This is a genomic window from Ornithobacterium rhinotracheale DSM 15997, assembly GCF_000265465.1.
Taxonomy (GTDB): domain Bacteria; phylum Bacteroidota; class Bacteroidia; order Flavobacteriales; family Weeksellaceae; genus Ornithobacterium; species Ornithobacterium rhinotracheale.
In genome coordinates this window covers 434504-447612 of sequence record NC_018016.1, presented here as the reverse complement: position 1 = coordinate 447612, position 13109 = coordinate 434504, and the positions used below count along the sequence as shown (strand labels likewise).

At 35.8% G+C, this 13109-nt stretch carries 8 protein-coding genes; 6 read left to right on the top strand and 2 right to left on the bottom strand.

Annotated features, from left to right (window positions below):
- The first annotated feature begins 120 nt into the window (after positions 1–120).
- The 4 genes from ORNRH_RS02060 to ORNRH_RS02045 all read left to right on the top strand — a co-directional run bounded on the left by ORNRH_RS02060 (position 121) and on the right by ORNRH_RS02045 (position 7717).
- Positions 121–903: a class I SAM-dependent methyltransferase gene (locus ORNRH_RS02060; protein ID WP_014790251.1), complete on the top strand. Its 783-nt coding sequence runs from the start codon at positions 121–123 to the stop codon at positions 901–903.
- 87 nt (positions 904–990) lie between these two features.
- On the top strand, positions 991–3948 hold the full coding sequence (locus ORNRH_RS02055; RefSeq protein ID WP_014790250.1) for a SusC/RagA family TonB-linked outer membrane protein: 2958 nt from the start codon (positions 991–993) through the stop codon (positions 3946–3948).
- A 21-nt stretch (positions 3949–3969) separates the two neighbouring features.
- Positions 3970–5562: a RagB/SusD family nutrient uptake outer membrane protein gene (locus ORNRH_RS02050; protein WP_014790249.1), complete on the top strand. Its 1593-nt coding sequence runs from the start codon at positions 3970–3972 to the stop codon at positions 5560–5562.
- Between the two features lie 13 nt (positions 5563–5575).
- Positions 5576–7717: a glycoside hydrolase family 97 protein gene (locus tag ORNRH_RS02045; RefSeq protein WP_014790248.1), complete on the top strand. Its 2142-nt coding sequence runs from the start codon at positions 5576–5578 to the stop codon at positions 7715–7717.
- A gap of 50 nt (positions 7718–7767) precedes the next feature.
- Here ORNRH_RS02045 and ORNRH_RS02040 read toward each other — a convergent pair whose 3' ends face one another.
- Positions 7768–8556: a TrmH family RNA methyltransferase gene (locus ORNRH_RS02040; protein ID WP_014790247.1), complete on the bottom strand. Its 789-nt coding sequence runs from the start codon at positions 8554–8556 to the stop codon at positions 7768–7770.
- Positions 8557–8674: 118 nt separating this feature from the next.
- On the opposite strand from ORNRH_RS02040, the gene ORNRH_RS02035 reads away from it, so the two are divergent.
- The gene (locus tag ORNRH_RS02035; protein ID WP_014790246.1) at positions 8675–10930 is read left to right on the top strand and encodes an NADP-dependent malic enzyme; all 2256 of its coding nucleotides are present in this window, start codon (positions 8675–8677) and stop codon (positions 10928–10930) included.
- Between the two features lie 78 nt (positions 10931–11008).
- Here ORNRH_RS02035 and recO read toward each other — a convergent pair whose 3' ends face one another.
- Entirely contained in the window at positions 11009–11719 is a 711-nt protein-coding gene (gene recO / locus ORNRH_RS02030) for a DNA repair protein RecO (protein ID WP_014790245.1), read from the bottom strand.
- Positions 11720–11832: 113 nt separating this feature from the next.
- Between recO and ORNRH_RS02025 the strand changes: the two genes are divergently transcribed.
- Complete coding sequence (locus tag ORNRH_RS02025) at positions 11833–13077, top strand: peptidase U32 family protein (RefSeq protein WP_014790244.1); 1245 nt, start codon at positions 11833–11835, stop codon at positions 13075–13077.
- The last annotated feature ends 32 nt before the right edge of the window (positions 13078–13109 follow it).

The following is a 13109-nucleotide window of genomic DNA, read 5'->3' as shown; positions in this document are numbered from 1 at the left end:
AATAATATATTGAATTAGATTGATGATGGAAAAATTTATTATTTCATCATCAATTTTTTTATAGAATTAAATTAAAGGTAAAGATTTTTTACTTTTAATGACTTTATAAAATCAAAAAGAATGCTCAATACTTTAGCTAAAAAAACACTGAATTTGGTGCCGCGTCCGTGGTTGATTCGCATGAGTTATCTCGCGCGTCCTGTTTTGAGTGTTTTGTACAAAGGAACTAAGTTTCAAGACCCAATCGATGGCAAAAAATACCGAAAATTGTTGCCTTATGGCTACCATACAACGAGGGAAAATGCACTAGCGCCAGGGAGCTTGTCGCTTGAGCGTCATCGATTGATGTGGCTATATCTTCAGCATGAAACAAAATTCTTTAAACAAGAAAATCTAAAAGTGCTACACATTGCACCAGAGCAATGCTTTTATTCAAGATTTAAAAAGCAAAAAAATCTTGAATACACCACCCTGGATTTAGAGTCTCCCATTGCAGATATTAAGGCAGATATCTGCAATATGCCGTTGCCAGATAATCATTTTGATGTCGTTTTTTGTAACCATGTTCTAGAGCATATCCCAAACGACCAAAAAGCCATGCAGGAGCTTTTTAGAGTAATGAAACCTGGAGGGTGGGGTATTTTTCAAGTTCCAATGAAACCAGGTTTAGCCAAGACTTACGAAGATTTCAGTATTACATCTCCAGAGGAACGCCAGAAGCATTTTGGGCAATATGACCATGTTCGCTGGTATGGGGATGATTATTTTGATCGGCTAAAAAAAGCGGGTTTTAAAATAATAAATCAAGAGTTTGTTTTAAAATTTACGCCAGACGAAATCAAGTATTTTGCCTTGGCACCACAAGAGCTTTTGCCAGTTGTCTACAAACCAGCTCGGGATTGAATTACTGATATTTATCGCTTTTAAAAACTGATATTATATTAATATTTATTTGTATATTTACAATCTTATAGTAAATGTATCATTAGTATGAAAAAGAATAATATTAAACTTAAAAATTTATTGATTTTTGCAAGCTTTTTGTCAAGTGGAATCGCTTTTTCACAAATGAAGATAGAAGGCGTTGTGAAATCGGTCGAAGGATATCCTGAGGTAGGAGCATTGATTAGTATAAATGGCTCTGAAGTTACAGAAACAGATTCAGAAGGAAATTATGTTTTGGAGGTTTTTCCGAACCAAATTCAGTCTAAAACCTTTACTTTAAATGTAGAAGGTCTTGATGGTAAAGTAGCTTCTAAAGTATTCGATTTCACAGATGGTACCAATGTGAGAAATGATTTTATTTTACATGGAATTGTGCTTGACGATGTTGTGGCTATTGGTTATGGTAGTGTGAAAAAGTCAGATTTAACAGGAGCTGTTACAGCTATTTCTTCAAAAGATTTTAATGAAGGAGTAATAAGCTCTCCAGAGCAATTAATTCAAGGTAAAGCTGCTGGGGTTCAAATTACAAGTAATGGTGGTGCGCCTGGTTCTGGTTCTATGATTAGAGTGAGAGGTACGGCGTCATTGAATGCTTCAAATGATCCATTGATTGTAATTGATGGTATGCCGATTGATAACGGAGGAATCCATGGAGCTGCAAATCCTTTAGCGTTGATTAATCCAAATGATATTGAGTCGTTCAATATTTTGAAAGATGCGTCTGCTGCAGCTATTTATGGTAATAGAGCTACGAATGGAGTAATCATTATTACAACAAAAAAAGGGAAAAGTGGAGACATAAGAGTTAATTACAATGCCACTACTTCAATTTCTGAAAAATTCGGAGAAATTGATATGTTAAATGCAGATGAATATAAACAAATAGCCAATAAATATTTATCTCCGGATAAGCTAGCCTTAATGGGCAATGCCGACACCCATTGGCAAAATCAGATATATAGACTAGCTGTAGGATTTGACAATAATCTATCTATCTCTGGAGGGATTGGTAGGGTGCCTGTAAGGTTATCGGTTGGATATTTAAATCAAGATGGTATTTTAAAAACCAACAATATAGAAAGAACTACTTTAGGTTTAAATATTAATCCGAGATTATTTGATAATCATTTAGCAATTAATATCAATGCAAAAGGAACTTATGCAGAAAATAGATTTGCGAGTACAGAAGCGATTGGTTCTGCGGTCTCTTTCGCTCCAACTCAGCCTGTTTTTGCTCCGAATATGTCTCAATTTGGGGGGTACTGGACATGGGTGAATTCTGATGGTTCCCCAAATGTGAATGCAACAAAGAATCCTCTGTCTTTGCTTAATCAAAGATTTGATTATTCATATGTAAGAAGAGTGCTAAGTAATATTCAGTTTGATTATAAATTTCACTTTTTGCCAGATTTAAAAGTGAATTTGAATTTAGGTTTGGATTATTCTGATTCGAATGGGAGCGTAACTCAATTACCAACCTTATCAACTGTTTATGCGGATAAAGGAAATTTTAGAAAGTATAGTCAAGTTAAGAAGAATAGATTACTAGAATTATATTTTAATTACACAAAACGTCTTGAGCAATTAGATTCTGATTTAGATTTAATGGTAGGGTATTCATACCAAAAATGGAATGAGAATGTTCCTTTCTCTCCTACCAAAAACGGTTTAGGTGTTTTGAGTCCTGTATCGGGGGTTGATTTCTTTACTCAAAATATTTTGCTTTCATATTATGGAAGGCTTAATTATACTTTAAAAGATAGATACTTATTGACGGCAACAGTTCGTAGAGATGGCTCTTCAAGGTTTAATGAAGATAACAGATTTGGTATTTTCCCTTCGGTTTCATTGGCATGGAGATTGGATAAAGAAGCATTTTTAGAAGATATTGGGATCATTTCAACCTTGAAAGTTAGAGGGGGATGGGGCGTTACAGGTCAGCAAGATATAGGTTCTAATTATCCATATTTACCAATTTATAGTGAGTCAGATAGTAGTACAAGGTATTTATTTGGAAATACATACTATAATTTGCTTAGACCTAATGGTTACGATTCTGATATTAAATGGGAAACAACAAAAACAGGAAACATAGGTTTAGATTTTGGCTTGTTAAGAGATAGAATTTTATTTAATGTTGATGCATATAAAAGAAAAACTTCAGATTTGTTAAGTGTTGTACCAGTCCCTGCGGGAGCTAATTTTACCAATTTACTTTTGACTAATGTTGGAAATATGGAAGCAAAAGGTCTTGAGGTTTCAGCTGTGATAAAAGCGATTGAAAAAGAAGATTTTTCATGGGATATGACATTTAATGCAACATGGCAAGATTCAAAAGTTACGAATTTATCGGTGACAAATAATCCAAATCAAAAAGTGCAAACAGGAGGGATTAATGGTATCACAGGAGCTACAATCCAAGTTCAAGCTGTTGATCATAAACCAAATTCGTTCTATGTTTATGAGCAAATATATAAAGATGGAAAACCAATAGAGGGAAAGTATGTAGACTTCAATAAAGATGGAGTAATTAACGAACAAGATTTAAGACCTTACGAGTCCCCATTGCCTAAATCTTTGTATGGATTTTCAACATCTGTAAGATATAAAAATTGGAATTTTGGATGTAGTTTGAGGGCAAGCTTAGGAAACTATGTTTATAATAATATGAATTCTCAATTTGGAACATTGCAATTGCTAGAGGTTAATGGATATTTAACAAATTTGAGTCGAGATTATTATAATTCAAACTTTAATGAACAACAGTTCTTCTCAGATTATTATGTAGAGAAAGCATCTTTCTTAAGAATGGATAATATTAATTTAGGCTATAGCTTACCTAAGTTTGTAGGTAATTCCAAACTTAAGTTAACAGCTTCTATAAATAATGTATTTGTAATTACAAGTTATAGTGGGATTGATCCAGAAATCTCAAGTGGAATTGATAATAACTTTTATCAGCGACCAAGAGTTTACTCGCTCGGGGTAAATCTTCAATTTTAAAAAATCTAAATAATAAATCATATGATACTTAGAAATATAAAAATAGGATTATTAGCAATTTTTGTAAGTATGGGGTTTTACTCATGCGAAAAGGATTTAGGAGAATTTGATAGTAGTAGTTATACTTCAGAAAAAGTATACGAAAATCCAGAAAATTATATTGGAGTTCTTGCGAAATGTTATGCGGGGCTTGCTGTAGGAGGACAAACGGATGGAGATGGCAGCCAAGATATTGGAGGAATTGATGGGGGCATGTCAAATTATTTAAGACAGTATTTTCAGTTACAAGAATTACCGACTGATGAAGCCATTATAGCTTGGGGAGATGCAAATTTGCCAGACTTACATAATATGACTTGGGGAGCAGATAATCAGTTTACCACAGCAATGTATTATAGAGTGATGTATCAAGTGACATTGGCAAATGAATTTATAAGAGAGACATCTGATAGTCGATTGAATTCAAGAGGTTTCTCTGTTACTGATATAGAGAAAATTAAAGGCTATAGAGCTGAAGCTCGATTTTTAAGAGCTCTTAGTTATTATCATGCCTTGGATTTATTTGGAAATATGCCTTTTGTAGATGAGAATTTTAAAATAGGGGCAAGTCAGCCGTCACTAATTAAGAGAGCAGAACTTTTTAAATTCGTTGAAAAAGAACTTCTGGAAATAAAGGGCAAACTAAAAGAACCAAGAACAAATGAATATGGAAGAGCAGATAGAGCTGCGGCTTGGATGTTGTTAGCTAAATTATATTTAAATGCAGAGGTGTATATAGGAGAACAAAGATATAAAGAAGCTGTTGAGTATTCTGATAAAGTAAATAATGCAGGCTATTCACTAAATCCAAAATACGAAAATTTATTTTTATCTGATAACAATATAGACAATAATGAAGTTATTTTTCCAATTAATTTCAATGGTACAAGTACAAGGACTTGGGGAGGAACTACTTACATTATTCACGCAGGTGTAGGAGGTAGCATGAAGGCTTCAGAATATGGAATTAACGGAGGTTGGTATGGTTTGAGAACGACAAAAAGTTTAGTTGAAAAATTTCCAAATACAAATGGAACTAAAGATGTCAGAGGTAGATTCTATACAGATGGACAAACATTGGAAATAAACAATGTCTCAAATTTCTCAGAAGGATATCCGTTGATTAAGTTTAAAAATATAACTTCTACAGGTAGAGCTGGATCGGATGCTACTGGAAATTTTGTAGATACAGATTTTCCTTTATTTAGACTAGCAGATTCTTATCTAATGTATGCAGAGGCTGTTCTTAGAGGAGGTGGCGGAGATAAAGCTAAGGCCTTAGATTTAGTAAATAAGATTAGGGAAAGAGCTTATAGAAGCAAAGACGGAAATATTAGAGAAAGCGAACTTACTTTAGATTTTATTTTAGATGAAAGAGCTCGTGAACTAGCTTGGGAAGCAATGAGAAGAACTGATTTGATCAGGTATAATAAATTTACTACGGGGCAATATGTTTGGCCGTGGAAAGGAGGTGTGAAAGAAGGTAAAGGTGTTGAGGAATTCAAAAATCTTTATCCAATACCATCAAAGGATTTAATCGTAAATACTAATTTAATTCAAAATAAAGGATATTAAAATATAATAAAGTATGAAGAAGATTTTTGTAGTATTAATTACATTGATTTCGGTTTCAATTTTTGGACAAAGTTTGGAGTCGCCGAATGGAGATTTTCAATTAGAGTTTAGTTTAAAAAATGGAGTACCCTACTATAATTTAAAGTATAAGGGAGAGCAAATTATAAATGATTCAAAGTTAGGTTTTGAAATATATAAAGAAGCAACATACAACCTTAAAGATATTACCAATCAGGAAAGTTACAGTTTTGATTCTGGGTTTAAGTTCGTGTCAGAAAGTAGAGACTCGAAAAACGAGAAATGGAAACCTGTTTTGGGAGAAAAAAAAGAATATGTAAATCATTATAATGAATTAGATGTAAGGTTGTTGCATGAAAAAGATGATAAGGTTTTAATTATTCAATTTAGGTTATTTGATGATGGGCTAGCGTTCCGATATGAATTTCCAGAACAAAAGAATTTAAATTATTTCATAATTAAAGAGGAAAACTCCGAGTTCAATCTGCCATTTGACCCAAAAGCTTGGTGGATTGCGGGAGACTATGATACGCAAGAGTATGTTTATCAAACCTCAAAATTGTCAGAGGTGCCTGAAAGATGGGAACAAAGCGTAGAGCAAAATGTTTCACAATCTCCGATTAAAAATGCAGTGCAATCACCTTTGATGCTTAAGCGAGAAGATGGGAAACCGTTGTATTTAAATATTGCTGAAGCTGCTGTAATTAACTATCCAGCATCAAATTTAGATGTGGATGCAAATAAATTAAGTTTAAAAATTCATTTAACGCCAGATGCGCAAGGAGCAAAAGGATATATCCAGACAAGTGCATTTACACCTTGGAGAGTCGTGATTGTTTCTCCAAAGGCTGAGGGTGTTTTGGCATCAAAAATGATTTTTAACTTGAATGAGCCGACAAAATATCAAGATACTTCATGGATAAAACCAACCAAATACATGGGAGTTTGGTGGGAAATGATTATCGGAAAATCTTCGTGGGCTTATTCAGATGCCGACAATGTGAAAATTGGAGAAACTGATTTTTCTAAGTTAAAGCCAACTGGAAAGCACGCTGCAAATAATGAAAAAGTCAAAGAATATATTGATTTTGCCGCAGAAAATGGATTTGACGGCTTATTGATTGAAGGTTGGAATGAAGGTTGGGAAGATTGGTTCGGGAAATCAAAAGAATTTGTATTTGACTTCATTTCACCTTATCCAGATTTTGACATAAAAATGTTGAACGATTATGCTCATAAAAAAGGAATCAAATTAATTATGCACCACGAAACATCTGGCTCTGCAACCAATTATGAGAGATGGGCAGACGATGCATTTAAATTGATGAACAAATATGGATATGATGCGGTAAAAACAGGGTATGTGGGAAATATTATTCCAAGAGGAGAGCATCATTATAGTCAATGGATGATCAATCATTACAATAGAATCGCAGAAAAAGCTGCTAAATACAAAGTAATGGTGAATTCTCACGAATCTGTGAGACCAACTGGTTTGAGCAGAACTTATCCTAACTGGGTCGCAGCAGAAGCAGCACGAGGTACAGAATATGAAGTGTTTGGAGGAAATCCACCAGAGCATCAAACAATTTTGCCATTTACTCGATTTATGGGAGGAGCAATGGATTACACGCCAGGAATTTTCCAAACCAAAATCGATTATTATTTCCCTGGAGATACAAGATTTGTAAAAACAACTTTGGCTAAGCAATTAGGTCTTTATGTTGTGATGTATTCGCCATTGCAGATGGCAGCAGATTTGCCAGAGAATTATAAAAAACATATGGATGCATTCCAATTTATAAAAGATGTACCTGCCGATTGGGATGACACAATTATTCTTGCAGCAGAACCAGGGGATTACATCCATACAGCGAGAAAAGCTAAAGGTAAAAATGAATGGTTTGTTGGTGGAATTACTGATGAGAATGCGAGAGATTATACAGTAAATCTTTCATTCTTGGATAAAGGTAAAAAATATGAAGCAACTATTTATGAAGACGGTAAAAATGCCGATTATGAAAAAAAACCGCAATCTTACCATATTTATAAAAAAGTAGTAACTAATAAGTCTAAGATAAAGATTAAAATGGCAAGAAGCGGAGGATATGCAATATCACTGAAGCCAATAAAATAAATTGAATTTTAAGTAATTTTTGAGCGTCACATATTTGTGGCGCTTTTTTATTAACACCCTCTACGCTGTCTCACTGCTTCGTACAAGCAGATTGCCACGGCGTTACTCACATTGAGTGAGTCCACTTTGCCATTCATCGGGATTTTGATGGTGTGCGTTACATCGTTTAGCCAAAAATCGCTTAATCCCGTAGATTCTGTACCAAAAACAAGCGCAGTTCCCACTTTCATTTGGCAAGCGAACAAGTCGCGCGTGTTATCGCGCAAAAAAGTAGCCAAAATCTGGATTTTTTGTTCACGGCAAAATTTGACAAAATCTTGCGCATTGGCAGCAATAATTTTATTGGTAAAAACCGTTCCCACGCTACTACGCACCACATTGGGGTTAAAGAAATCTACACGCTCATCGCACACCACCACAGCATCGGCACCAGCGGCATCTGCCGAGCGTAAAATAGCCCCAAGGTTTCCAGGTTTTTCCACCTGCTCGAGCACTACAATCAGCGGATTTTCAATATGTTTTAAATCTTGTAAATCGTTTAATTTCTGTTTGTAAACGCCTAAAATTCCGCCCGTTGTTTTACGGTATGCTATCTTTTCAAAAATCTCTTGAGTAATTTCAAAAATCTGATTTTCAGGTAATTTTTGTTTTAATTCTTCATCTGAAAAAAAATCAGGACAAACGAAAGAGCTCTCTGCCTCAAAACCATTTTGCAAAGCCAAAAGATTTTCCTGCACACCTTCGGCTACCAAAAGACCAGTTTTTTTTCGGTCGCGGGATTTTTGTTGCAGTTTGATTAAATCCTTGATTTTCTGATTTTGAACACTTGATATCAACATGAGGAATTATATTTTTTGATAGCTTTATAACACAAAAGTAATTATTTTTTATCATCTAAAAATTGAAAGGCTTAACTTTGCATTGATTTTACATCAAGTAAATAGTTAAATTTAAGAAATGAAAAATCCTAGAATAGCCGACGAATTAAGGCAAGAAGCATTAGATTATCATAAAAAAAGTCCGAGGGGAAAAATTGAAGTAATCCCCTCAAAACCGCACGCTACACAGCGTGATTTGGCACTGGCATACTCGCCAGGGGTGGCAGAGCCATGTTTGGAAATCGAGAAAAATCCAGAAACTGTATATGATTATACAGGCAAGGGGAATTTGGTTGCCGTAATCTCAAACGGTACGGCGGTACTTGGTTTGGGCGACATTGGAGCCGAAGCTTCAAAACCCGTGATGGAGGGAAAGGGTTTGCTTTTCAAAGTTTTTGCAGGCATCAATGTGTTTGATATTGAAATTAATGAAAAAGATCCAGATAAATTCATCGAAATCGTAAAAGGAATTGCACCCACTTTTGGTGGAATCAACCTAGAAGATATCAAGGCACCAGAGGCTTTTTATATTGAGGAAAGACTTAAAAAAGAATTACCCATTCCATTAATGCACGACGACCAGCACGGCACGGCCATTATCTCTGGTGCAGCGTTGCTCAATGCGTTGGAATTAGCCGAAAAAGACATCAAGGAAGTAAAACTAGTGGTAAACGGAGCAGGTGCGGCAGCAATTTCGTGTGCTAAATTATACCTTTCGCTTGGAGTGAGAAAAGAGAATTTATTTATGTGTGATTCCAAAGGAGTGATTACATCACGCCGTGAGGATTTAAACGACCGTAAGAAACTCTTTATCAACGACACACCAGCTAATACGCTTGATGAGATAATTGATGGAACAGATGTTTTTGTTGGGCTTTCTACAGGTGATGTGTTGAAGCCTGAAATGTTAGCAAAAATGGCTGAAAACCCAATTGTCTTTGCCTTGGCAAATCCAAACCCAGAAATTAAGTATGATTTAGCCGTAAAGACGCGTCCAGATGTAATCATGGCAACGGGACGAAGCGATTATCCAAACCAAGTAAACAATGTGCTTGGATTCCCTTATATCTTTAGAGGAGCGTTAGATGTAAACGCATCTGAAATCAATGAGGAAATGAAGTTGGGTGCGGTGCACGCATTGGCAGATTTGGCAAAAGAGCCCGTTTCAGAAGAGGTGCTTTTGGCTTATAATCTCAAAAAATTGAATTTTGGTAAAAATTATATTATACCAAAACCATTTGATGAGCGTTTGATCACTCGTGTTTCTATGGCGGTGGCAAAAGCGGCGATAGATAGTGGCGTGGCGAGAAAACAAATCACGGATTGGGAAGCCTATCGCTTGCAATTGCTGGATAGAATGGGCAAAGATGATAAACTGATTCGTGCAATTCAAAACCGTGCAAAACTCAACCGCAAGAAAATCATTATGGCAGATGCCGAGGAGTTCAATGTGTTGAAGGCAGCTTTAATTTTGAAACAAGAAGGTATCGCCGATCCAATTTTATTAGGGCATAGAGATAAAATTTTACATACCATCAAGAAAAATAAACTAGATGTGGATTTGCCAATCATTGATCCATTTGAAGATGATCAGGCAGAAAATCGTGAGAAATTCACTCAGTTCTTGTGGGATAAAGGTGCCAGAAAAGGAATTACGCATTATCATGCAGAAAAATTAGTAATCTCTCGTTCGCAATACGGTGCGTTGTTGCTAGAGCATGGCTATGCAGATGGGCTCTTAATTGGTTATTCAAAAGACTTTAAAACATCTTTAAAGCCAATCAAACAAGCCATCAATCGCAAAGGGAATCTCATTGCGGGCGTAACAATGTTTTTAACGCATAAAAAACCGATTTTCTTGTGCGACACTTCGGTGCACAAGAATTTAAGTGCACAGCAAATCGTGGAACTCACCAGAATGTTGCACCAATTTGTGAAGTCGATGGCGATAAGACCAAGAATTGCTTTGTTGTCCAACGAAAACTTTACACAAAGCAATGCAACCTCTCGCAAAATGGCAGAAGCAGCAGTAATTTTGCACCGCGAAAATCCAGAAATCGTGGTAGACGGAGAAATTCAGGCAGATACCGCTTTGAATTGCGAATTGCTGAAAAACTTCCCATTCTCTCGATTGGATAACAATGCTGCCAATGTTTTTATCTTCCCAGACCAATTGTCGGCAAATATCACGAGCAAAATGTTGCGAGGTTTAGGCGTGGGACAAATGATTGGACCAATGTTGATAGGTTTAGAAAAATCAGTAAACATTATGCCTATGGGCTCCAGCGTAGAGGAAATTGTGAACTTAGCTACGGTTACTGTTTTAGAAATGTAATATTTAGTTAAAAATAAATAATTGAAGAAAGGAAAATTCAGCGATGGATTTTCCTTTTTTTATGACTTAAAAAATGCTTTAAAATAGCATTTTTATCACTTCTAGCGATTTAGGTTCTCTGAAATCTGGGAGGTGCAGTTGATAATATTGCAATAAATTATTGAGCAAAGAGCGACGTTGCATTTGGTTAAAAATATTTTTGGAATCTTGATTAAAATCCGTGAAAATCAATTTTTTGAAAAAATGACTTTCTTCTTCTCCAAGCGTGAAACCCGATTGCGTTTGAAAGCAAAATCGTCCGCCCTCTAGATCAAAAAGTGGCGCATCATGATTTTCGGTATTGGGGTGAAAACCCAAATATTGGCTCATTTTAAGTAAAAAATACAAATGAAAATCGGCAAAATCTTTATTTTTTTGGTCTAAAAGATTAAGCGAAGAAAAGATGAAATCATACAATTGCGGATTGGCTTCGTCTTGTCTAAGGCATGAAAAAATAATTTCGCTCAAAAGTTGCAATACAATTGATTTGGCAGGTTGCGTGTGCAAATCGATGAAAGCATGCGAAGTTTGTAAATTTTTCGGGTGTTTCAAGCTCCCGCGTGTGTTTTCTTCTACCGAGATTTCCACTTCGGCAAAAGGGAAAAGCAGGCTGCGGTTTCGTTTTTTTTGTTTGTAAAAACCTTTAATCATAAAAGCCAACATGCCCAATTCTCGGGTGTAGAGATGCAGAATCAATCCAGAATCCCCATATTTTAAATGCTTGATGACAAGGGCGCGTGTTTTTTTCATATCCTAAAGAAAAGTCAAATTTTCTTGAAAAAAATGAGTTTCAACTCAATCCAAAATCGAATGTGCGTAAAATTATGTAAATTTGCAGACTTAAAAAAGTTTAAATTAAAATCATGACCAAAGATAATAAGATTGAATTAATGGCTCCTGCAGGGAATTTTACATCTCTGCAAGCAGCGTTGGATAATGGGGCAGACTCTGTATATTTCGGGGTAGAGCAGCTCAATATGCGTGCTCGTGCGTCGATAAACTTCACTTTAGAGGATTTGCCAGAAATTTCCAAACGATGCAAAGCCAAAGGCGTACGCACCTATTTGACTTTGAACACCATTATTTATGATCATGATTTGTCTATCATCAAAACTTTGATAGATAAAGCCGTGGAAAGCGACATTACAGCAGTGATTGCCATGGATCAAGCGGTGATTGCCTATGCTCGGCAGATAGGTATGGAGGTTCATATCTCTACTCAAATAAATATTACTAATATAGAGACTGTGAAGTTCTATGCACTATTTGCTGATACTATGGTGATGAGCCGCGAGCTGAGTATTAATCAAATAAAGAAGATTTGTACACAAATAGAAAAAGAACAGATTAAAGGTCCCTCTGGTAATTTAGTAGAGATAGAAATATTTGGGCATGGTGCATTATGTATGGCGGTATCAGGTAAGTGTTATCTGAGCTTACACTCTCATAACTCTTCTGCTAATAGAGGGGCGTGCAAACAGAATTGTAGAAAGAAATATACCGTAATAGACCAAGAATCTGGCTTTGAGATAGAGTTAGATAATGAATATATGATGTCACCAAAAGACCTGTGTACTATTAATTTTTTAGATCAAATTGTAGATGCAGGGGTAAAGGTGTTAAAAATAGAAGGAAGGGGGCGTGCACCAGAATATGTGGCGACCGTAACAAAATGCTACCGAGAAGCTATTGACAGCATCAGCGAGGGAACTTTTACCCAAGAAAAAGTGGCAGAGTGGATGAAACTGCTAGAAACTGTCTATAATAGAGGTTTCTGGAGCGGCTACTATCTAGGACAAGAGCTAGGCGAATGGTCGCCAAATCCAGGTTCTAACGCTACACAGAAGAAAGTGTATATAGGTAAAGGGAGACACTTTTATCCAAAATCTAATATTGCTGAGTTTTTAATAGAAGCATATGATTTAAGCGTAGGGGATAAGGTTCTAATACAAGGGCCTACAACAGGGTCTCAGGAAATGGAGATTACCGAAATGATGATTGATGGGCAGGGAATGAAAGAAAAAGCTACAAAGGCTGATGTGATTACTTTTAAAACCGGTTTTAGGGTGCGCCCGAGTGATAAACTTTATAAAGTAGTGAAGGCTTGATTTATGCTGAAAAAGAATTTTAAACCATTATT

Excerpts from the sequence above, each read along its gene's own strand:
- ORNRH_RS02050 (WP_014790249.1), top strand. The coding sequence starts at position 3,970 with ATGATACTTAGAAATATAAAAATAGGATTATTAGCAATTTTTGTAAGT.
- ORNRH_RS02045 (WP_014790248.1), top strand. The coding sequence starts at position 5,576 with ATGAAGAAGATTTTTGTAGTATTAATTACATTGATTTCGGTTTCAATT.
- recO (WP_014790245.1), bottom strand. The coding sequence starts at position 11,719 with ATGAAAAAAACACGCGCCCTTGTCATCAAGCATTTAAAATATGGGGAT.
- ORNRH_RS02060 (WP_014790251.1), top strand. The coding sequence starts at position 121 with ATGCTCAATACTTTAGCTAAAAAAACACTGAATTTGGTGCCGCGTCCG.
- ORNRH_RS02040 (WP_014790247.1), bottom strand. The coding sequence starts at position 8,556 with ATGTTGATATCAAGTGTTCAAAATCAGAAAATCAAGGATTTAATCAAA.
- ORNRH_RS02055 (WP_014790250.1), top strand. The coding sequence starts at position 991 with ATGAAAAAGAATAATATTAAACTTAAAAATTTATTGATTTTTGCAAGC.
- ORNRH_RS02025 (WP_014790244.1), top strand. The coding sequence starts at position 11,833 with ATGACCAAAGATAATAAGATTGAATTAATGGCTCCTGCAGGGAATTTT.
- ORNRH_RS02035 (WP_014790246.1), top strand. The coding sequence starts at position 8,675 with ATGAAAAATCCTAGAATAGCCGACGAATTAAGGCAAGAAGCATTAGAT.